Raw genomic sequence first — 21,103 nt, 5'->3', positions numbered from 1 at the left:
CGTGGCCCCTGTTACGCGCCGATTTCGCCTTTGTTACGGATTGTTGCAGCAGCGCGCGGCAAGATGACGCTGACGCGCAGGCCTCCGCCGTCGCGATTGGCCATGGTCACGTCGCCGCCATGGCCGCGCAGGATGGTACGGGCAACCGTCAATCCCAGCCCGACGCCGCCGGTTTCGGCATTGCGCGACGCCTCGAGCCGGACGAAGGGACGAAACATGTCCTCGACGGATGCCGGGGGAATGCCCGGCCCGTCGTCATCGATCGTCACGATGGCGGATTGTTCGGACATGGTCATGCCGACACGCGCGGTGCCGCCATATTTCACCGCGTTGTCGATCAGGTTGGACAAGGCCCGCTTCAGCGCGAGCCGGCGTCCCTTGACCACCACCGATCGCGGTCCGTCGTAGCTGACCGTCGCCCCCTGGTCGGCCAGGTCGTCGACGATCGTCTCGATCAGGCTGGCGAGATCGATCGAGCGGACCGCCTCGTCGGACCGGTCTCCCTTCAGGAAGGCCAGCGTACCGTCCAGCATGCGCTCCATCTCGGTCAGGTCGGCGGCGATCAGCGTCCGGCTCTTCGCCGGCAGGTCCTCGATCCGGAAGCGCAGCCGGGTGATCGGCGTCTTCAGGTCGTGCGACACCGCGGCGAGCGTCTGCGTCCGGTCGTCGATCAGCTTGGCGATGCGGTCCTGCATCTCGTTGAAGGCATGGGCGAGGTCGCGCACCTCGCGCGGGCCGGTCTCGGCCAGCCGCTTGGGTTCGGCGGTGGTGTAGAGATCGCGCGAGGCCGCGGCCACCAGCGCCAGCGGCCGGGCGAACCAGCGCACCAGCAGAATGCCGACGATGACGATGCCGACCGCCATCAGCGTGGTCGACAGCACGGTGCCATGGGCCGATGCCGCATGTTCATGCGGCCTGAACTGGACCAGGTTGATATTGACCCAGCTCTGGTCCGGCAGGCGGATCGAGACGAGCGCCAGATGTGGATCGTCGTCGGTCACCGTATGGACGCCGGTGACCACCCCGTCGGCGCCGATATCGGGCGCCGCCTCCAGGATGCGGCTTCGCAAGCCGACGAGGAACGGCGACGTTCCCGCGATCGGCATGACCTGGCGGCTGGGGCTCCAATGGGCGTTCAGCGGCCCGCCCGACAGGGCATGGGCGGTGTCGTCACGGTCGGCCGGGGCGGCCCGCGCCACCGCCCGCGCCACCGCCACCAGCCGGTCGGCGACCAGCGTCTCATTGGTGATCGAGACCTCCTGCTCGATCGACGACTGATAGGCCCAGAGGCTCGCCAGGTGCAGCATGCCCATGGCTACCAGCAGCACCACGATGGTGCGTCCGGCGATGGTGTCGCCCAGCCATGTCATGCCCGCTCGACCTTCGGGACAAACATGTAGCCGGCTCCACGCACGGTCTTGATCATCGGCGGCGCGTCTTCGGTCGGCTCGATCTTGCGGCGCAGCCGGCTGATCTGCACGTCGATCGAGCGATCGAAACCCGAAGCGACGCGATTATGGGCGCGATCGAGCAACTGATCGCGCGACAGCACGCGTTGCGGCCCCTCGATGAACGATAGCAGGAGGTCATATTCGCCGGTCGACAGGTCGACCACCACGCCCGCCGGATCGGTCAGCTCGCGCCGCGCCGGATCCAGCGTCCAGCCTTCGAAACGGAACAGCTTGCCGGGCGTGCCGTTCACCACCGGCGCGATATTGACTCGCCTGAGCACTGCCTTGATCCGCGCCAGCAATTCGCGCGGGCTGAACGGCTTGGCGATATAGTCGTCGGCGCCGATCTCCAGCCCGACCACCCGGTCGGTCTCGTCGCCCTTGGCGGTCAGCATGACGATCGGCAGCGACGAGGTGCGCCTGAGATCGCGGGCGAGATCCAGCCCGTTGGTGCCCGGCAGCATGATGTCGAGCACCACCAGGTTGATGGCGGCGGCCGCGAGCACGTCGCGCATTTCGCGCCCGTCGCGCGCGGTCGAGACGCGAAAACCGTTATCGCGCAGGAATTTGGCGACCAGCGTGCGGATCTCGCCATCGTCGTCGACGACAAGCACATGCGGCTCGACCTCGGAGGCCGCGGCCGCTGGGAATGGCAGGTGCTCGTCTGGCATGGTGCGGCGGTCCCGAATGGCGAATGGCGAATGGCGAATGGCGAATGGCGAATGGAAGATGAGTCGCGCGCCCCTCGCGCGCAACCCTCTCCGGCGCCTTCGTGGGAGAGGGTCGGTCCGGAGGACCGGGGTCAGGGTCGCCGCGTCGATGCGTGACGTGCATTCCGCGCCGAAGGAACCGGCCGAGTCTCATCTCATGCATCGATCGGAAATGCACCGAGAGCACCGACGCGACCACCCTCGCCCGGCGGCCCCGTGACACGTTCCTGTCACAACACTTGAGCATTGAGCCGGGCCTGTCATTCTCGTCAGATCCGCTCGCGCCGCGAAGTGCCCCATGAATGCCCTGACCGCCTTCAATCTCGCCGAATTCCTCAACACGCTGGTCAGTCTGGTCACCGCCTTTGTGCTCGGCACGGCGATCGGCGCCGAGCGTCAGTACCGCCAGCGCACCGCCGGCTTGCGGACCGCCGTGCTGGTGGCGGTGGGCGCCGCCGCTTTCGTCGATCTCGGCATGCGGCTCGAGGGCACCCGCGGCGCCATTCAGGTCACGGCCTATGTCGTCTCCGGCATCGGCTTTCTCGGTGCCGGCGTGATCATGAAGGAGGGCATGAACGTCCGCGGCCTGAACACCGCAGCGACGCTCTGGTGCTCGGCCGCCGTCGGCGCCTTCGCCGGCGCCGACCTGCCGGCCGAAGCCGTGCTCCTGGCGCTGGTGGTGCTCGCCGGCAATACGTTGCTGCGGCCGCTGGTCAATGCCATCAACCGCTCGCCGATCGACGAGAGCCAGACCGAGGCGACCTACGAGATCCGCGTCACCGTGCCGGCCGAGCGCCAGGACCAGGCGCGTGAACTGATCGTCGACTTGCTCGACAAGGCCCATTACCCGGCACGCGAGGTCGACGCCGTCGAACGCGCCGACGACCTGATCGAGGTCGTCGCTACCTTGATGTCGACGGCCGTCGATTCGGCCGAGCTCGACACGGTCGCCCGCATGCTCGAGGCCCAGCCCTTCGTCCAGCATGCCACCTGGACCATCCGGACCAGCGACTGACCGCCAGTTCCTGGTCAGGACGGGTCGGCCAGGGCGGCCTGAACCGAGATCCTGACCTTGCCGATATTGCGGCCGTCGGTTTCGACGATCTCGAAGGCCAGGCCCTGCTCGACCACGCGCTCGCCCGCAACCGGCAGGTGGCCGAGATGGGACAGGAGATAGCCGGCGAGCGTCGCATAGCGGTTGTGGCGGTCGACCAGATTGACCTCGACCAGGCTGCTCAGGCGGCGAATGTCGACCGCGCCGTCGACCATCCAGGAACCGTCCTCGGCGCGCGCGACCGCCGCCGCCTGCTCGCCCTCGTCGGGGAACTCGCCGGCGATGGCTTCGAGAATGTCGGCCGGCGTCGCCACTCCCTCGAAGGCGCCGTGCTCGTCGACGACCACGGCCATCTGCACCGGCGCCTGGCGCAGCTGCTCCATGGCGCGCAGCACCTTGATGCTCTCGTGAACGACCAGCGGCTGCCGCTGCACGCTCGACCAATCGATCCGGCCGTCATGGGCGAGCGCATTCAAGAGATCCTTGACCAGCGCGACGCCGACGAAATCGTCGACCCGGCCATGGGCGAGAACCACCCGCGAATGGGTGAGCCGGCGGATGTCCCGGCGCAACGTCTCCTCGGGATCATCGAGATCGAGCCACTCGACCCGGTTGCGCGGCGACATGATGGAGCGGATCGGCCGCTCCGCGAGGTCGAGGACGCCGCGGATCATTTCCTTCTCTTCGGGCTTGAACACCGCGGCCGCCGCGGTCCGCTCGGCAATGCCGTCGACGGTCTCCGACAAAGGCGACGTCTCGCGCTCGCCGCCGAGCAGGCGCAGAACCGCCGAGGCCGTGCGGTCGCGCAGGTCCCGGGAGCTCGCCACGCGCACGCGATTGGCCCGGCCGACCTGATTGGCCGCCTCGATCAGCACCGAGAAACCGATCGCCGCATAGAGATAGCCCTTCGGAATGTGGAAGCCGAAACCTTCGACGATCAGGCTGAAGCCGATCATCATCAGGAAGCCGAGGCAAAGGATGACCACGGTCGGATGGCGGCTGACGAACAGCATCAGGGGCCGCGACGCCGCCATCATGACGACCACGGCGATGACCACGGCGATCATCATGACGGCGGGTTCGCTGACCATGCCGACGGCGGTGATGACGCTGTCGAGCGAGAACACCGCGTCGAGCACGACGATCTGGGCGATGACCTGCCAGAACACCGCGTGGACGACCTGGCCAGGCTTCTGCTCCTGCGGGCCCTCGAGCCGATGATGCAGCTCCATCGTGCCCTTCGCCAGCAGGAAGGCACCGCCCAGGATCAGGATCAGGTCGCGTCCCGAAAACGGCCACCCGCCGAGCGAGAACAGCGGCGTCCGGAGCGTGACGATCCAGGCGATCGAGGCCAAAAGGCCGAGCCGCATGACGAGCGCCAGCGACAGGCCGATGATCCGCGCCCGGTTGCGCTGATGCGGCGGAAGCTTGTCGGCGAGGATCGCGATGAACACGAGATTGTCGATGCCGAGCACGATCTCCAGCACGACGAGCGTGCCGAGACCGATCCAGGCGTTGGGGTCGGCAATCCATTCCATGATCGAAGCGGTCCTGTTGTCGGGAAAATGGCAGCAAGCGACCGCCGCTCCGCGCGGCGGTCGCGCGGAACGTCAGAGAACATCCCTGGGATGCTGATGGTGCGAAGGATTTTTACGCTGACATCGGCTCTGCGATGCCAGCCGACTTCGTGGTCGGGGGCTGGAGGAATCGTCGCTGTTCTCGCCCGGCATTTGCCTCGGCCAACCCTGTCTCGTCGGTAGAAATCGTGCGCCATCATGCCAAAACCGGGCTCGATGCTCAAGCCGGCCGCCGCTTTCGGGCCTGCTGCCGGTGTCGCAGCCGCCGGCGGAGCGAGATCATCATCGGCCTGGTGGGCGACAGCCTCGTCTTCCACGGCATCGCGCGGGCGACGGTGATCAAATGGGGTCTGCAGAACTGAGCTTGTGTTCGATCGCTCAAGGCCTTTGGATGGATCCAAAGACCGCCAGGACAAAGAATCTCCGAGAGAAACGCCTCATGACCCGCAAATCGCCTTCCGACCTGCGCAGCGCCCGCTGGTTCGCCGCCGACGACCTGCGCAGCTTCGGCCACCGCTCGCGCTGGATGCAGATGGGCTATGACGCCGCCGACTGGGCCGGCAAGCCGATGATCGCCATTCTCAACACCTGGTCCGACGCCCAGCCCTGCCATGCCCATTTCAAGACGCGGGTCGAGGATGTGAAGCGCGGCATCTTCCAGGCCGGCGGCTTTCCGATCGAATTGCCGGCGATCTCGCTGTCCGAGAGCAATGTCAAACCGACCACCATGCTCTATCGCAACCTCCTGGCGATGGATGCCGAGGAGCTGATCCGCTCGCATTCGGTCGATGGCGTGGTGCTGATGGGCGGCTGCGACAAGACCACGCCGGCCCTGCTGATGGGCGCCACCAGCGCCGGCCTGCCGATGATCTATGTGCCGGCCGGCCCCATGCTGCGCGGCAACTGGAAGGGCCATGTGCTCGGCTCCGGCTCGGACGCCTGGAAATACTGGGACGAGCGGCGCGCCGGCAAGATCAGCGACGCCGACTGGACCGAGGTCGAGGCCGGCATCGCCCGTTCCTACGGCGTCTGCATGACCATGGGCACCGCTTCCACCATGACCGCCATCGCGGAAGCGATCGGCATGACCTTGCCCGGCGCCTCGGCCATCCCCGCCCCCGATGCCAACCATATCCGCATGTGCACCCAGGCCGGCCGGCGCATCGTCGACATGGTCTGGGAGGACCTGACGCCGGCCAAGATCCAGACCCGCGCGGCTTACGAGAACGGCATCACGGTCGCCATGGCCATGGGCTGCTCGACCAATGCGATCATCCATGTGATCGCCATGGCGCGCCGCGCCGGCGTCGACATCACGCTGGATGATTTCGACAAGGCGAGCCGAAAGGTGCCGGTCATCGCCAATGTGCGGCCGAGCGGCGACACCTATCTGATGGAGGACTTCTTTTATGCCGGCGGCCTGCCCGGCCTGATGAGCCGGCTGACCGGCCACCTCCATCTCGACGCGCTGACCGTCACCGGCCGGCCGCTGTCGGAAACGCTCGAAGGCGCCGGCGTCTACAATGACGACGTCATCCGCACCGTCGACAATCCCATCTATGCCGAGGGCGCGCTCGCCGTGCTGCGCGGCAATCTCGCGCCCGACGGCTGCGTGATCAAGCCGAGCGCCTGCGCGCCACGCTTCCTCAAGCACAGGGGCCCGGCGCTCGTCTTCGACGACTACCCGGCGCTCAAGGCCAATATCGACCGCGACGACCTCGACGTCACCGAGGACCATGTCCTGGTGCTGCGCAATGCCGGGCCCCATGGCGGCCCGGGCATGCCGGAATGGGGCATGCTGCCGATCCCGAAAAAGCTGGTCAAGCAAGGCGTGCGCGACATGGTGCGCCTGTCGGACGCCCGTATGTCCGGCACCAGCTACGGCGCCTGCATCCTGCATGTCTCTCCGGAGGCCTATATTGGCGGGCCCCTGGCGCTGATCCGCACCGGCGACATGGTCTCGCTCGACGTCGCGGCCCGGCGCATCGACGTCGAGGTCAGCGACGCCGAGCTCGCCCGTCGCCGCGCCGAATGGACGCCACCGCCCAAGCGCTACGAGCGCGGCTACGGCTGGATGTTCACCCAGCATATCCGCCAGGCCCATGACGGCTGCGATTTCGACTTCCTTGAAACCCAGTTCGGCGCGCCGGTCGGCGAACCGGCCATTTATTGAGATTGGATCTGACCATGGCAATGACAGCCTCGACCCGCGACAAGCTCAAGGGCGTCTCGACCGCGACGCTCTGCACCGCGCTGTTCAAGCGCGGCCTGCGCAACCAGTTCATCCAGGACGTCCACCCGCTCAACCCCGCGCTCGGCAACATGGTCGGCGAGGCCTTCACGCTGCGCTACATCCCGGCCCGCGAGGACCTGAACCCGCTTTCGGTCTTCCTCGACCGCGGCCACCCGCAGCGCAAGGCGGTGGAGGAATGCCCGCCGGGCGCGGTGATGGTCATCGACAGCCGCAAGAATGCCCGCGCGGCCTCGGCCGGCGGCATCCTGGTGTCGCGGCTGATGAAACGCGGCGTCGCCGGCGTGGTCACCGACGGCGGCTTCCGCGACAGCCCCGAGATCGCCACCCTGTCGATCCCAGCCTATCACCACCGGCCCTCGGCGCCGACCAACCTGACTTTGCACCAGGCGCTCGACATCAACGTGCCGATCGGCTGCGGCGACGTCGCGGTCTGGCCCGGCGACGTGGTGGTCGGTGACGGCGAAGGTGTGGTGATCATTCCCGCCGACATCGCCGATGCGATCGCCGACGAGGCCGTGGAAATGACCGCCTTTGAGGATTTCGTCACCGAAAAGGTGCTGGAAGGCCGCTCGATCCTCGGGCTCTACCCACCGACCGACGAGCAGTCGAAGGTCGATTTCGCCGAATGGCGCAAGGCCAAGGGGCGGTGAACGGCGCGAACGGCGAATAGGGGCGAAAAGCAAAAGCGCAGCTGAATCAACCCTCTCCCATCGGGAGAGGGTTGATTCGGTCAGCCCTGCCCCAACACTTCCGCCAGATCGCCCTTGCCCTTGATCTCCACCCGCTCCAGCCCGAGCCACGCCGCCATCAGCGCGAGCTCGGCCTTCAGCGGCTCGACGATCTCGGCCCCCACCACACCCGGCTCGGCATGCGCCGCCTGGACCACCAAAGTCGAGCGCGCCCGGTCGGCCTTCAGGTCGGTGCGCCCGACGATTCGGTCGCCGAGCAGGAAGGGCAGCACGTAATAGCCGTGGGTGCGCTTGTGCTCCGGCACATAGATCTCCAGCCGGATGCGCGCCCCGAACAAGGCCTCGGTGCGCTCGCGCTGCCAGACCAGCGGATCGAAAGGCGCGAGCAGAGCGCGCGCCTCGATCCGCCGGGGAATGCGCGCCCCGGCCGCGAGATAACCCGGTTTCGACCAGCCCTCGACGGTCACCGGCAAGAGCTCGCCGGTTTCCACCAGGCTGGCGACCGCCGCCCTGGCATCGGCCAGCTCGAGCCGGAAATAGTCCCTGAGGCAGCGCTCGGTCGCGACCCCCATGGCGAAAGCGGCAATGCGCACGAGCGCCCGGTGGGCCTCGGCATCCTCGGGCGTCGGCGTATCAATGACGGCCCGCGGCAACACCCGCTCGGTCAGGTCATAGACCCGCTCGAAGGCGCCGCGGCGGGTTTTGGTGGTGACGATGCCGGCCCAGAACAGCCATTCGATGGCGCGCTTGCCCTCGGACCAGCCCCACCAGCCGCCCTCGCCCCGATGATCATGCGACAGTTCGGAGGCGGCCAGAGGGCCGCGATCGGCGATCTCGCGGCGCACCTCGCCGATCAGCTCCTGCCGCTCGCGGCCGAACTTGGCGAGGCCGGTATAGGTCCCCTCGCCGCGCGCGGCGCGTGCCATGCGCCAGCGCATCATCGGCTGCAGGTCGACCGGCAGGTAGGAGGCTTCGTGCCCCCAATATTCGAACAGGCTGCGCTTGCGGCCGCCATAGGCGAGCACATCGAGATCGGCGGTGTCGTAGCGGCCGAGCCGGGAAAAGCCCGGCAAGGTATGGGCCCGGGCAATCACATTGACCGAGTCGATCTGGACCACGCCGAGCCGCTCGATCATCGCCTTGAGGTCGCGCCGGCGTGCCGGCTCCTCGGCGCGCGGTTGGCCGAAACCTTGGGCGGCCAACGCGATCCGCCGCGCTTGCTTCAGGGACAGGCTGTCGGAACGGCGCGGAATCGGGGTCATGCTGCCGAGGTTAGAGCAGTCGCGGCGAATGGCGAATGGCGAATGGCGAATGGCGAATGGCGAATGGGGGTGCAACCGATCGCGCCGTGCGCGTCAACCCTCGCCCCGCTTGCGGGAGAGAGTGGCGCCGTCAGGCGCCGGGGGAGGGTTTGAACAGGGCCGGCCCGTCAATTCGGCCCGAAATGCACCGATAGCACCGACGCAACCGCCCTCACCGGCCGCTGCCGTCGGGCAGAAGCAATTGCTTCTGCCGAGGCCATTCTCTCCCACGAAGACGTGGGTGAGGATTCATGCGCCGCACGCGCGGCATCATCCCCATGCGCTACTCGCCATTCGCCACTCGCCGCTTCGTTCCCTATTGCGGCTCGATGCCCGCCGCCTTGACGATGTCGCGGTAGCGCGCCCGTTCCGACGCGCCGAAAGCCGTGAAGACATCGGGCGTATTGGGCGCGGCGACCGCGCCGATCTCCTTCAGCTTGGCGATGACGTCGGGCTGCGAATAGATCCGCTTCACTTCCGCCGAGATCAGCTCGACGATCGGCCGCGGCGTTCCGGCCGGCGCATAGAGCCCGTGCCAGGTCGCGACGTCGAAGCCCGGCAGCGTCTCGGCGATCGCCGGAATGTCGGGCGCGGTCGGGCTGCGCTCCTTGCTGGTGACGGCGATGGCGCGCACCGTGCCGCCCTGGGCCTGCGGCCAGGCCAGCGTCATGTTGTCGAAGGCGAGATCCAGATGGCCGCCGGCGAGCGCATTCATGATCTCGTTCGACGAGCGGAACGGGATATGGGTCATCTTGGCGCCGGTCATGTTCTGGAAGATTTCGGCCGGGATGTGGTTGGAGGCGCCGATGCCCGACGAGCCGTAATTGAGCTTGCCGGAATTGGCCTGCACATAGCTGATCAGTTCGGGCAGCGTCCGCGCCGGAATGCGCGGATTGATCACCAGCAAGTTCGGCAAGGTGGCGAACAGGCTGACGGCCTGAAAATCCTTGTCCGGATCATAAGGCAGCGTCTTGTAGACATAGGGCGCGATGGCGTGGGTGCTGGCGGTGCCGACGAACAGCGTATAGCCGTCATTGGCCTGGCGCGCGGCATAACCGGCGCCCACCGTGCCACCCGCGCCGGCGCGGTTCTCGACGATGAACGGTGTGCCGAATTTCTGCTGCATCGCCTGGGCGAAAATGCGCGCGAACAGGTCGGTCGTGCCGCCGGCGGTGAAGGGCACCACCACGGTGACCTGCCGTTGCGGCCAACTTGCCGGCGCCGTGCCCTGGGCTTCGGCGCGCGTCACCAGGCCGGCAAACGCGCACAGGGCCGCAATCATCAATCTTCTCATGGACTTCCTCCCGATCCTTAAAGCGCGGCTTCCTTGCATGGAAGCTCTCATGCTCAGACGATAGGACGCCCCATGCCGTGACGCAACGGCACAATTCGACGCGCCGATAGGAGAAATTCCTGCCCCTCGATCATGGGCCGCGTTGCTCCATTGGTGCGCTCAAGAAGAACGGCACCTGGCTGGTTTCCGGCCTCCCGCAGACGCCGGCCGAGTGTTGATCGTCGTAAGCGTCGATGCCGGGCGGCCATGAGCACCCATCTGGAATCCCGAGGCTCGCCAGACGGCTTGAAACCTCAGGCCTTACGGCGATCGAGCCGAACCTGGATGCCATCGAGGATGATATCCAGGCCTGCGGCAAAGCCCTCGCTTTGCCGGTGCGCGGACTCGGTTTTCTCGAGCTCACCGAACAAGGCCGCGGAAAGCGGATAATTTCCGGATCGCTTGAGCGATTCAGCATATTCGGCCTGATCGGAATCCCATTGCTCTTCGGCGAGGCCCGACTGTGCGCGAGCGGCAATATCGGCGACTTCGGAAGCGACGAAGCCACGCACATAGGACGCAACCGTGTCGATGATCACCAACCGCTCGGCCAGACTCAGTTTTGTGACCTCGAGTTGGGACAGCGATTGTTCGAGCGCCCGCATCCTGTTCGGCCCGAGGGTCGGCTTGCCCGCGAGCGTCGAACAAAGCCATGGGTGGTCTTTGAATCGCGCCCGCAATGCCTCGGCGACATCGCGCATATCCGCGCGCCAATCACCGGACGGCCGAGATTCACCACCGGCAAGCGCGCCATCGACCATCAGGTTCAGCAGATCGTCTTTGCGCGCGAAATAGCGGTAGAGCGAGCTCGTACCGGTACCGATCTCGGCCGCGATGCGGCGCATCGAGACGGCCGCGACGCCCTCGCGGTCGGCAATGGTGATGGCCGTCCTGGTGATCGCCTCGCGGTCACGCGAGGGCTGTGGGCCTCGGCTGCCGCGTGTTGGGCGCATCCAGATGACCGATGGGACGGCGGTTTCGGCCAATGCATTTCTCCTATTGCGAACAGCGTACCCAGTACCATATATGAGTTACTGCGAACACCGTATCAAGGTTTTCGAATGGCCGAATTTGACGTCGCGATAGCGGGAGGTCGGCCGGTCGGCTTGGCGCTGGCTTTGAAACCGGTTCGGGCCAATGCGCAGGTGATCGAGCTCCCGGCGCGGCCGAACCACAACGAACCGAGGCAGCCGGCGGCGCTGGCGCCACGCTTGGTCAACCGCGCGAGCGGGCTTCTGCTGCACCGCCCGGGCGTGCCCGAGGCGCTCGAGGCGCGGGCGTCATGGTGGTTCGACCCGCAGACGTCGCCGGCCGCGCGGCGCGCCGCTCGACAGCCCGTCCGCCACCACCTGCGTCCAGCGTCGCATCGGCGGCGAACCCGGAGTTCAGCCATGCCCCCATGGTCGATGGATCACGCCACCTCGCGCGACGGCAGCATTATTGGCTATCGGCAGATCGGGGTCGGTCCCGGCCTCGTTCTGCTGCCGGGCGCGATGCAGAGCAGCCTCAATTTCACGCGGCTCGCCGAGCTTTTGGCCGACCGCTTCACGCTCTACTTGCCGGACCGGCGCGGGCGCGGCCTCAGCGGCCCGCCAGGAGCGGACTACGGCATCGATACCGAGGTCGACGATCTCTCGGCGGTGCTGGCGCGAACAGGCGCGCGCGACGTATTCGCGCTGAGCTCGGGCGCCATCGCCACGCTGTGGACGGCGCTGCGCCATCCGCAGGCTTTCGACAGAATTGCGCTCTATGAGCCGCCGGTGCCGGTGGGTTCGCCGTCGCCGCTCGATTTCGCGCCGCGCTACGAGGCCGATCTTGCGGCCGGCGACATCGCCGCCGCCATGGTCTCGGCGATGAAGGGGACCGGCGACCGGCGCGACTGGTTCACCAACCTGCCCCGGCCACTGCTCACGCCGATGATCCGGATGGCCCTGCGCGGCAGCGGCGAGGCGGCGGCCGCCATCCGCGCGCTGGTGCCGACCGTCCACTACGACATACGGCTCGTCGCCGCCACCGCGGGTCAGGCGCAGCGCTTCGGCGCAATCGGCCTGCCGGTGCTGCTGATGGGCGGCGACAATTCCAACCACTATCTGGGCATGGCGCTCGATGCGCTGCAGCGCGAGCTGCCGCGGGCGGAGCGGGTGGAGCTCAAGGCCATCGGTCACATGGCAGCCGACAATGTCGGCAAGCCGAGGCTGGTCGCCAAAGAACTGCGGCGGTTCTTTGCTTCACCCGCCGAGAACCTGGCCAAGGCCGATAATCTGATGAGCCGGTGATGGCGCGAGCGGTGGCGCGCCCGACACGATTCGAACATGTGGCCCCCATCGTCGGAGGCGCGCCGATCAGGCCGGCCGGACGTTCCAGAGCACCGCCGTGCCCTTCATCACGCCGGCAATGCCGAATCGATCCCCGGCACGAAACGCAGCGTCGTGGCGGAGGCCGCGCGGACGAGACCCGGTCCCGCCAACGTGGCGGCGGCCGGGGCCGGAGCGGCCCTGAGACATCTGCGACGGTCCGTGATTGGCGTCGTTGCGGAAGGGTTGGTTGAAACGCCGCGCGCGCCGGCCTGACGCCGGCGGGATCGCAACGGTCAGGGGTATCAAAAGGCCAAGGCGCTCAGGCGCCGAGCCACTGCAATTCGCCGGGCGGACGGGCAATGTCGGGATTGGCTGCCACCATGCGCTCCCAGACGCGCCGGGTGACGATATCCGCTTCGTTCAGCAGCGCCTCTTCGTCGATGGTCAGGACCTTGCGGTCGCGCATCACGAAGACGCCGTCGACCATGACCGAATGGACGATGCCGGGATGGCCGTAATGGACGATGTTGGAGACGAGCCGGATCAGTGGCCGGAGCGCCGGCGTATGGAGATCGATGAAGGTCAGGTCGGCCTTCTTGCCGACCTCGATCGCGCCGATCTCGGCTTCGGCGCCCACCGAACGGGCGCCGGCCCGGGTCACCGCGTCGAGCACCTCCTGCGGCGACGGCGAGACCCCGCCCTCCTCCGCCCGGCCGCGGCCGGTGCGGTGGATGATCGAGCCGAAGGCCATGGCCTGGAACATGTCCTCGCTCATATTGTCGGTGCCGAAGGCGATGCTGACACCGGCGTCGCGGATCTTGCCGATCAGCGCCTTGTGCGCGCCACGCCGGGAAATGCTGGCGGGCGTATGGGCCATCTGGACACCCTGCCCCGCCAGGATGGCGATATCGGCCTCGGTGCAGAAGGTCCAGTGCGCCGCGATCAGGTCGGGGCCGAGAAAGCCTTCGCGGTCGAGATAGGCCGCCGAGGTCAGCCCATGGGCCTGTTTCACCGCGACCACCTCGCCCGGGCTCTGCGACAGGTGAATGGTCCGGGTCACGCCATGGCGCGCCGCCATCTCCCGCACTTTGGCGAGCATGGCCGGCGAGCAATTGTCCGGCGCATGCGCCGCCACCTGGCAGCGCACCCGGTCGCCGTGGCTGCCGTGCATGGTCTCGATCAGCGCCGTCGCCCGATCGAGAAAGGCCTCGCCGAAGGCCTGGTCGACCGCATAGTCGCCGTGGCGGATGCGCCGCGTGTCGATATCGGCGCAGGCCTCCGACAGCCACAGGCGCATACCGGTCGAGGCCATGGCCTTGGCATAGGTGGTGACATGGCGGAACGGGTCGACCAGCGTGGTGGTGCCGCTGCGGATCGCCTCCAGGCAGCCGAGCATGGCGATGACCGAGCGCTCCTCCGGCGTCATCACATAGGAGATCGGCGTCATGTAGCGGTAGATCGCGTCGCCCGACCAATCCTCCACCGTGCCGCGCAGCGCCATCAGCACGGTGTGGGTATGGGCGTTGACCAGGCCCGGCAGCACGGCGAGCCGCCGGCCGTCGAAGCGCTCGAGCGCCGGATAATGCGCCTCCAGCTCCGCGGTCGGTCCGATCGCGGCGATCCGGCCGTCGATGACGGCGATGGCATGATGGTCGAGAACGCGTCGCGTATCGTCGCAGGTGACCGCGACGGTGTCGGTGATCAAGAGGTTCACGCCGGATACTCCGCTAGAGTCTGATCGTCTCGAATTGAAGCGCACGGCACGACGCTCGGCCGTCCTTCGAGGCTCGCAAGAGCTCGCACCTCAGGATGAGGGGGTGGAGGGTTGCATCAGAGGCGGTGCAAGATGTGCTCATTCGTTCAAGGTTCATGAGCAACATCAATGCCATACACCTACATCCCTCATCCTGAGGTGCGAGCTCTTGCGAGCCTCGAAGGACCGCCGACCGCACTGCAACGTTTCGATTTGACGCGGCCTCACATTCGAAGGCCCCACCGGGATCAACGCGTCCTTGCGATATCGGTCAGGACCTCGTCGACCGCGGTCAGGAACAGGTCGGCATTGTCGGACGAGAACACCATCGGGGGCCGGATCTTCAGCACATTGGCGGCGGGGCCCGCCGCGCTGATCAGCACCCGCTTGTCACGCAGGCCATTGACCAGCCTGGCGGCTTCAAGCGTTGCCGGCTGGCGCGTCGCGCGGTCGGTGACCAGTTCCGCGCCGACGAACAGGCCGGCGCCGCGCACGTCGCCGATCAGTTCATGGCGTTTGGCGAGCTGCCGCAGGCCGTCCATCAGGCGCTCGCCCACCACCTTGGCATTGGCGACCAGACCCTGGTCCTCGATGACGTCGAGCACCGCCATGCCGACCGCGCAGGACACCGGATTGCCGCCGAAGGTGTTGAAGTAGCGGGTGCGCTGGCCGAAGGTTTCGAGAATCTCCGGCCGCGCCACCATGCCGGCGACCGGATGGCCATTGCCCATCGGCTTGCCCATGGTGACCATGTCGGGCACCAGGCCGTGGCGTTCGAAACCCCACATCGCCTCGCCGGTGCGGCCGAAGCCCGGCTGCACCTCGTCGGCGATGAACAGGCCGCCGGCCTCGCGGATCGCCGCCACCGCCGGTTTCAGGAAACCCGCCGGGTCGGAAAACACGCCGTCGGAGGAAAAGATCGTGTCGACCAGCAGCGCCGCCGGCTTGATGCCCTTGGCCTGCATGTCGGCGATCGCCGCGCGGACGTGAGCGGCGAAGGTCTCGCCGACGTCGCGACCGCCGGAACGGTAGAGGTCGGGCGCGGGAATAGTCCGGACATTGGGCGCCAGCGTAATGCCCTGGCCGAGCGACGGCGACATTTCCGAGATCGCCACGGTGACGCCGTGATAGGCAAGTTCGGTGACGATGAAGCCGGTGCCGCCGGTGAAGGTGCGCGCGGCGCGATAGGCGAGATCATTGGCCTCGCTGCCGGTGCAGGTGAACATGACATGGCCGAGCTCGGCCGGGAATTTGGCGAGCAGCCGCTCGGCATAATCGAGAATGCCGTCGGTGATGTAGCGGGTATGGGTGTTCAGCACGGCCGACTGGCGGGCGAGCGCGGCCACCACATGCGGGTGGCAATGGCCGACGGAGGCGACGTTGTTATAGACGTCGAGATAGGCCTTGCCGTCGGGATCGTAGAGCCAGACGCCCTCGCCGCGGACGAAATGCACGGGATTGGCGTAGAACAGCCGGTAGGCCGGGCCGAGCAGGCGCTCGCGGCGCGCGATCAGCTGGCGCTCGCGCTCGCCGATGCCGGTGGCGGCGGCCGCGTCATAGGCATTGATCATGGTCATGGCGTCATCCCTTGGCGATTTCGGCGCCGAGCCAGTTGATGGCGTCCTCGCGCGGCAATGCGTCGAGCCGCGCGAGCCCGGCCCAGGCAGCCGCCTGGTTGCGCAGGATATAGTCGGCATTGTCGGGGTGCCGCGCGGCGCGCCACGAACTGATGGCGATGGTCAGCGCCAGGCGGGTGGCGATCAGGTCCGGCAGCACCGCGACTTCTTCCGCCAGGATCGGGCAGATCGCGTGGAAGGCCGTGGCCATCTCGGCGACGCCCTGCAGCGGATGGCCGTCCGGGGTCAGCTGATAGGCGCAGGCGGTGGCGAGATCCTGGATCAGCGGCGAGCGCACCATGTCGCCGAAATCGATCACCCCGGCGATCTGGTCGTCGTCGGTCGGGCCGGCCAGCACGTTGTGCGGATTGAAGTCGTTGTGAACCACCTGGCTGCGCAGGCCGGGCAGAACCGGCAGCACATGGGTGGTGAAACGGTCGAGCGCGCGCTGCGGCAAGGCCCGGCGTTCGGCATCCGGGATCTCCGCCAGCAGGCCCCGGACGCGATCGGCCCGCTTCAGGTCCCAGAGCAGGTCGTGGTTCTCGGCCGGATGTCGGAACCCGGCCAGCGCCAGGTCGAGCCGGGCCAGGAAGGCGCCGAGATTGCGCCGCTGCGCCGCGCTGCGCTCGGTCAGGTGCAGCGGCCGTCCTTCGAGATAGCTCAGGCAGCGCACCCGCCGGTCCGGCTGACCGGCGACCCGCCAGGCAACGTCGCCGAAATGGCTGCCGCGCGGGCGAATGATGCGCGGCGTCGCCAGGCCCGGATCGGCCGTCGCGACATGCAGCAGCGCGCTGCTCTGGAAATCGGTGACCGCGCGATCCTCGGCCGGATGCACGATCTTCAGCACATAGGCCCGGCGCCGGATATCCGTGAGGTGAAAATTCCGGTCGCGCTCGCCGGTCAGCGGCCGGACCGTGACGTCGAGGCCGAAATGATCGCGTGCCAGCGATCTCGCCTGCTCGACCGTGACGGCGGGCGCGGCGACGTCGAGAAGCTCGCCCAGTTGTTCAGCCACCTGCATTGTCAGCACACTCTCCGTCATCCCGCCGAGGGCCTCGGATTCGCGGAAACCGAGGTCGTGGCCGATCACCTTATAGGTGAGATCGCCGGCACTTTTCGACAGGAATGGCCGCCCCGCTGCCATGCGGGCGACATCGTGAACATTCCGCACAGCGCGGGCCCCTGGCAATAACCGGCGCTATGATATTTTGCCGTGATCTATTCGGCCGGCCAATAGATCGGCCATCGCGTCAGCCGATCAGGCCCAGTTCCCGCGCCCGCTGGATGGCGCCGGAGCGGCGGCGCACGCCGATCCGGTCGTAGATCTGCTGCAGATACCATTTGACCGACCCTTCGGTCATGCCGACCCGTTCTGCGATCTCGCTGTTGCGCATGCCGGCGCCCGCCATCTGGAGAATGTCGATCTGGCGCGCGCTCAAGGCGCCGTGTTCGCCGGCGACGATACCGGCATGGCCCGCCGCCTGGCGGTCCGGCTGGTCCGGCCGGGTCGCCAGGAGCCGCGCCAGGAAGCGGTCGGCCGGCGTGTCGCAGATCGGCGAGGCGTCGAGCTGGCCGCGCAGCAGGCCCAGCACGTCGCCGCCCTCGTCGAGAAAGCTGCGCATGAAACCGCCGGGCGCCGCGCGGGCCACCGCCGAGCGCAACGCGCGTTGCGCCTGCCGTTCGTCGTCGCCGGCCAGGAAGGCGCGGGCCAGCAGGATCTCCCAGCGCACGACCGATCGCACGGCCCCGGCCTGCGCGGCGAGCCGCAGCCAGCGTTGCGCAAGCGCCGTCGCCTCCGCCGCCGCGCCGCGGGCGATCGCCAGCCGCATCCAGCCGAAGGCGCGTGCCTCGTCGCGCGAGGTCAGTTCGGCGCGCGGCTTGACGCTGTCGGGCGCCGCCAGAAGCGCCTCCTCCTGGCCGACCTTCAGGGCCTCGTCGCGCCGGCCGAAATGCAGCAGCAGTCTGATCCGTTCGGTGATCAGGTTCTGGCGCAGGCGATCCAGGTTGCGCTGCTCGGCCACCGCCAGGCCCTGGACCAGCAGGGCCTCCGCCGCCCCGACATCGCCGCGCAGGGCGGTCAGGCGCGCGTCGGTCAGATATCCCGCCACATATTGATCGACAAAGCCCCTGGCGCTCGACGGGAAATGCCGGGCGAGCAGGTCGCGGCTGCGTTCCAGGTCGTCGCGCTCGTAAGCGACTTCGGCCAGTAGCGGCCCGGGCAGCTCGGCGAGCCAGCTCTGGTCCTCGAACGCGGTCGCCAGCGTCAAGGCCTGTTCGAGCCGGCGTGCCGCGCCGGCAAGGTCGCCGGTCAGGAAACGGGTCGGCCCGACCACCGAGAGGTGCCAGACCAGGCCATAGGGGCTGTTGCAGCGGTTGAACTCGCGGATGCCGGAGCCTTCGAGATCGCCGGCATCGGCGAGCTTGAACTGCTCGCGCCGGGCATAGAGCAGCGAGCCGAAAATGGTGCCGCGGGTATAGGGGTCGAAGCTGTCGCAATTGCGCATGAGCTCGACACATTTGCGTTCCGCCGCCGGCTGGTCGTCCTCGGCCTGGGCCATCAGCATCCGCTTGTGCAGGACCAGATGGTCGAGCTGGGCGCCGTCCGACGTCTCCTGCGCGCTGGCCGACCGCATATGGTCGGCGACCAGGCTCAGCAGGTCTTCGGCCAGGCCGAATTCACGGCTGACGGAAGCCGCCTGGGCGGCATAGAGCAGGAGTTTCGGATGTTTGCGCAGCACCCGGCGCGGCAGGCGCAACATCAGCGATGCGAAACCGTGGCCGGTGCCGTTGCAATAGGCGGTGAAGCAATGGGCCTGGAGAATGTCGGCGGCGCGATCGAAGGCGCCGGCCTCGATCGCCTGGCCCGCGGCATCGCCGAACCAGCCCTTCAGCTCGAGCCAGTCGGCCGCCCGGATCGCCAGGGCCCGCACCTCGGCCGGTGGCCGCCGGCGCAGCAGGCTGCGCAGGAACTGGCTGAACAGCCGATGGTAGCGATAGCCGCCGCGCTGGTCGTCGACCGCCTCGACGAACAGGCCGGCCTGTTCCAGCTGTTCCAGGATGTCGGCGCTGCCGAAGGCGCCCAGCATCGTGTCGCAAAGATCCGGATCGAGCCGATCGAGCAGTGCCGTGCGGACCAGGAAATCGCGCACGGCCGAAGGCAGCGGGCCGACGATCTCCTCCCGGAAGAAGTCGTGGATGAGCCCGCTTTCGCCTGATATCCGCTGGCCTGCGCCACGCCGGACACCGTTGCGCAGGCCGGCGGCCTCGGCGCGCAAGGCAAAGGGCCAGCCTTCGCTCGCCCGCATCAGATCGGCCAGCACGGTCGCGTCGGGGCTCAGGCCGGCCTCGGCCCGCAGCAGGTCGGCGGCCTCCTCGCGGCTGAAGCGCAGGGCGCGCGCGTCGATATCGAAGACCTGGCCGAGCGCCCGGGCGCGCGCCAGGGCGGTGCGGGGCGCAAGGCGTGAAACGAGCAGGACATGCAGCCCCGAATCGCGCCCGGAAACGATCCGCTCGACCAGTCCGTCGGCGAGATCGGCGGCCAGCAAATGCCAGTCGTCGATGATCAGCACGCTTTCGCCGCGCTGACGCTGGCGCTCCTCGACCACCGGCGCGATCGCCTGATGGCTGTCGAGCCGGATGGTGGCGGGGCGCCTGATGCTGTCGGTGAGCACCGCCCCCTGCCCGCTGACCGCGATCGTCACGACGTGGCGCCGCTCGGCGACCAGGTGATCGCGCCACTGCCGGACCAGCGCCGATTTGCCGTAACCAGCCGGTGCCCGCAGGATGGTCAGGCGACCGCCCCGCATGGCCTGCAGGTCTGCCATCAGGCGCGGCCGGAGCAGCAGCGCCGGCTCCGGCGGCGGCGGCATCCGGCGGTCGGACACCGCTTGCCGGTCCAGGACGCCTGCGCGTCCGAACCCCGGATCGAAAATGTCTTCGGCAATAAGATCGGTCATCTGCGCGGAAATGGTTCGCGATCTGGTCGGTGCGCGGGCATCACCGCGGCCATCGGCTCATCGCCGATCAGGGGGCCATTGTGTCAGCGCCCCGCCAGAATTCAACCGTCGTCCAGGCACGGTTGCATCGGCGCTTCGGCACAGCCGGATGACGTTTCACCGGCGACTATCTTTCGATAGGTGACGGCCCTTGCCGCCCATCCCCACACTCGATCCCAGGTTCAGAGCCGCCGGCGCCCGGCGGCAAGTGGGGAGAATGCCATGGGATCCGTCATCGACCGCACCCGCGAAACCCTCGACGGGTTCGACCGGCAGGAGTTCGAGATCGGCGGCATCAAGACCGTCGTCTATGCCGCCGGCACCGGCCGGCCGCTGGTTTTCCTGCACGGCTCGGGCACCTTCCCGGGTTTCGGCTTCGCCCGGCGCTGGACCGACAGCCATCGGGTGATCATTCCCTACCATCCGGGCTTCGGTGAATCGGGTGACGACGACCGGATCGATTCCATGCAGGACTATGTGCTGCATTATCTCGACCTGTTCGACGCCATGGGGCTGGAGCGTTTCGATCTGGTCGGCTTTTCCTTCGGCGGCTGGATGGCCGCCGAATTCGCCATTGCCCACGCCCACCGGCTCGACAGGCTGGTGCTGGTCGCCCCCGCCGGCCTGGTGGTCAAGGATCCGCCGGCAACCGACCTGTTCACCATCCCGCCCGCCCAATTGCCCGGCTATCTCGCGACCAATCCGGCGGCGCTGGCGCCCTTCCTGCCCGAGGGCCACGACCTCGAATTCCTGACCCTGCGCTACCGCGAGACGACCGCCGTCGCGCGGCTGATCTGGGAGCGCGCATCCGGCAATCCCAAGCTCGGCCAATGGCTGCACCGCGTGCGGGCGCCGACCCTGCTGTTGTGGGGCGAGCAGGATCGCGTCCGCCCGATCGCCCATGCCGCCCACTGGCTCCAGCATTTGCCCGACGCCCGGCTGGAGAGCCTGCCCGGCACCGGCCACCTGGTCTTCGAGGACACGCCTTCGGCGGCGGCCCGCGTCACCGCGTTCCTCGCGCCCCGCTGAGCGCGACGCCACCAAAAAGCCCGGCGCCAGGACGCGGTCATTCA

General features: G+C 67.8%; 16 protein-coding genes. 6 read left to right on the top strand and 10 right to left on the bottom strand.

Annotated elements, in window-relative coordinates:
* Positions 1–11: 11 nt before the first annotated feature.
* A complete protein-coding gene (locus AC07WJ_RS17075; protein ID WP_494935813.1) occupies positions 12–1,370 on the bottom strand; it encodes an ATP-binding protein in 1,359 nt (452 codons plus the stop codon).
* The gene (locus AC07WJ_RS17070; RefSeq protein ID WP_494935812.1) at positions 1,367–2,122 is read right to left on the bottom strand and encodes a response regulator; all 756 of its coding nucleotides are present in this window, start codon (positions 2,120–2,122) and stop codon (positions 1,367–1,369) included. The genes AC07WJ_RS17075 and AC07WJ_RS17070 overlap by 4 nt, the downstream gene beginning before the upstream one ends.
* Positions 2,123–2,459: 337 nt before the next feature.
* On the opposite strand from AC07WJ_RS17070, the gene AC07WJ_RS17065 reads away from it, so the two are divergent.
* Positions 2,460–3,176, top strand: coding sequence for an MgtC/SapB family protein (locus tag AC07WJ_RS17065; protein ID WP_494935811.1), 717 nt, complete (start codon positions 2,460–2,462; stop codon positions 3,174–3,176).
* A gap of 14 nt (positions 3,177–3,190) precedes the next feature.
* On the opposite strand, the gene AC07WJ_RS17060 is transcribed toward AC07WJ_RS17065, so the two are convergent.
* A complete protein-coding gene (locus tag AC07WJ_RS17060; RefSeq protein ID WP_494935810.1) occupies positions 3,191–4,753 on the bottom strand; it encodes a TerC family protein in 1,563 nt (520 codons plus the stop codon).
* A 134-nt stretch (positions 4,754–4,887) separates the two neighbouring features.
* On the opposite strand from AC07WJ_RS17060, the gene AC07WJ_RS17055 reads away from it, so the two are divergent.
* The 3 genes from AC07WJ_RS17055 (at position 4,888) to AC07WJ_RS17045 (ending at position 7,696) form a co-directional block, all read left to right on the top strand.
* Complete coding sequence (locus tag AC07WJ_RS17055) at positions 4,888–5,154, top strand: hypothetical protein (RefSeq protein ID WP_494935809.1); 267 nt, start codon at positions 4,888–4,890, stop codon at positions 5,152–5,154.
* Positions 5,155–5,231: 77 nt separating this feature from the next.
* On the top strand, positions 5,232–6,965 hold the full coding sequence (araD, locus tag AC07WJ_RS17050; RefSeq protein ID WP_494935808.1) for an L-arabinonate dehydratase: 1,734 nt from the start codon (positions 5,232–5,234) through the stop codon (positions 6,963–6,965).
* A 14-nt stretch (positions 6,966–6,979) separates the two neighbouring features.
* Complete coding sequence (locus tag AC07WJ_RS17045) at positions 6,980–7,696, top strand: ribonuclease activity regulator RraA (protein WP_494935807.1); 717 nt, start codon at positions 6,980–6,982, stop codon at positions 7,694–7,696.
* An 80-nt stretch (positions 7,697–7,776) separates the two neighbouring features.
* Here AC07WJ_RS17045 and AC07WJ_RS17040 read toward each other — a convergent pair whose 3' ends face one another.
* The 3 genes from AC07WJ_RS17040 to AC07WJ_RS17030 form a co-directional block, all read right to left on the bottom strand.
* Positions 7,777–8,997, bottom strand: a complete 1,221-nt coding sequence (locus AC07WJ_RS17040; protein ID WP_494935806.1) for a winged helix-turn-helix domain-containing protein — start codon at positions 8,995–8,997, stop codon at positions 7,777–7,779.
* A 355-nt stretch (positions 8,998–9,352) separates the two neighbouring features.
* A complete protein-coding gene (locus AC07WJ_RS17035) occupies positions 9,353–10,318 on the bottom strand; it encodes a Bug family tripartite tricarboxylate transporter substrate binding protein (protein WP_494935805.1) in 966 nt (321 codons plus the stop codon).
* A 305-nt stretch (positions 10,319–10,623) separates the two neighbouring features.
* Positions 10,624–11,355 carry a TetR/AcrR family transcriptional regulator gene (locus AC07WJ_RS17030; RefSeq protein WP_494935804.1) on the bottom strand — a complete coding sequence of 244 codons (732 nt, stop codon included), beginning with the start codon at positions 11,353–11,355 and terminating at the stop codon, positions 10,624–10,626.
* A gap of 405 nt (positions 11,356–11,760) precedes the next feature.
* Between AC07WJ_RS17030 and AC07WJ_RS17025 the strand changes: the two genes are divergently transcribed.
* Positions 11,761–12,645, top strand: a complete 885-nt coding sequence (locus tag AC07WJ_RS17025) for an alpha/beta fold hydrolase (RefSeq protein WP_494935803.1) — start codon at positions 11,761–11,763, stop codon at positions 12,643–12,645.
* A 340-nt stretch (positions 12,646–12,985) separates the two neighbouring features.
* Here AC07WJ_RS17025 and AC07WJ_RS17020 read toward each other — a convergent pair whose 3' ends face one another.
* From AC07WJ_RS17020 to AC07WJ_RS17005, 4 genes are all read right to left on the bottom strand, one after another.
* Positions 12,986–14,380, bottom strand: coding sequence for an amidohydrolase family protein (locus AC07WJ_RS17020; RefSeq protein ID WP_494935802.1), 1,395 nt, complete (start codon positions 14,378–14,380; stop codon positions 12,986–12,988).
* A gap of 287 nt (positions 14,381–14,667) precedes the next feature.
* Positions 14,668–15,996, bottom strand: coding sequence for an aspartate aminotransferase family protein (locus tag AC07WJ_RS17015; RefSeq protein WP_494935801.1), 1,329 nt, complete (start codon positions 15,994–15,996; stop codon positions 14,668–14,670).
* A 4-nt stretch (positions 15,997–16,000) separates the two neighbouring features.
* Complete coding sequence (locus AC07WJ_RS17010) at positions 16,001–17,179, bottom strand: phosphotransferase (protein WP_494935800.1); 1,179 nt, start codon at positions 17,177–17,179, stop codon at positions 16,001–16,003.
* Between the two features lie 106 nt (positions 17,180–17,285).
* On the bottom strand, positions 17,286–19,991 hold the full coding sequence (locus AC07WJ_RS17005; protein ID WP_494935799.1) for a winged helix-turn-helix domain-containing protein: 2,706 nt from the start codon (positions 19,989–19,991) through the stop codon (positions 17,286–17,288).
* Between the two features lie 261 nt (positions 19,992–20,252).
* Here AC07WJ_RS17005 and AC07WJ_RS17000 point away from each other — a divergent pair, with 261 nt between their 5' ends.
* Complete coding sequence (locus AC07WJ_RS17000; RefSeq protein WP_494935798.1) at positions 20,253–21,059, top strand: alpha/beta fold hydrolase; 807 nt, start codon at positions 20,253–20,255, stop codon at positions 21,057–21,059.
* Positions 21,060–21,103: the final 44 nt, after the last annotated feature.

The organism is Phreatobacter sp. GW821-FHT04C01, from assembly GCF_059420385.1.
The sequence above is the reverse complement of the archived record's forward strand: the minus strand, read 5'-3'. Positions and strand labels throughout refer to the sequence as shown.